This window comes from Cupriavidus sp. SIMBA_020 (assembly GCF_046535395.1).
GTDB lineage: Bacteria > Pseudomonadota > Gammaproteobacteria > Burkholderiales > Burkholderiaceae > Cupriavidus > Cupriavidus campinensis.
The window spans coordinates 1-252 of the sequence record NZ_JAWRWU010001190.1; the positions used below are offsets into that span (position 1 = coordinate 1).

Here is a 252-nt window from a genome sequence, read left to right on the forward strand (position 1 = left end):
GTAGTGTAATTGAGCCGCAAATACGGGTGGCTGCAGAATCTAAAAAAGCCACGGTACTTGATTTGAAGTTGTACACCGAAGTTTTAGTGCAACAACAGCATTTTAAATTGCTTGAAGACTTTTTACCGCGTTTATTACGCAAAAATGCCTTGAATGATACCCAATGGCAGCAAGTGTTTTTAGCTTATTTTGCTGCGCAAGCAAGTGATGAGTTAACCGCTAAATACCAACATTTAGGTAAAAAGTTACAGG

At 38.9% G+C, this 252-nt stretch carries 1 protein-coding gene; it reads left to right on the top strand.

The window, feature by feature from the left end:
- The coding region (locus tag SB751_RS33295; protein WP_410749405.1) for a hypothetical protein at positions 1-252 on the top strand (252 nt) is incomplete at both ends.